We start from the raw sequence: 267 nt of genomic DNA on the forward strand, positions 1-267 counted from the left end.
CCTTAAGAAAGTTGGGTATTTTAGTGGTCATTTCTGGGAACAAGTTGAATTACCATTTTATTCTAAAAATGGTTTGTTACTAAGCTTATGTACTGTATCTACTTTGTTTAAGCTTAATCAAATTGTAACAATCCATGATGCAGCATTTGCTGCAAATTCTATCAACTTTACATGGATATTTTCCACTTGGTATAAAATTTTGTCAGTTGGTTTAGGTAAAATTGCGAAAAAAATTCTTACAGTGTCCAATTTTTCTAAGCAAGAATT

Annotated in this window: 1 pseudogene; it reads left to right on the forward strand. The window is 30.0% G+C overall.

Annotation, left to right across the window (positions count from 1 at the left end):
- Positions 1-267: pseudogene (locus MXD61_RS05925) on the forward strand (glycosyltransferase family 1 protein); the annotation flags it as partial.

This window comes from Frankia sp. AgPm24 (assembly GCF_023243055.1).
GTDB lineage: Bacteria > Actinomycetota > Actinomycetes > Frankiales > Frankiaceae > Frankia > Frankia umida.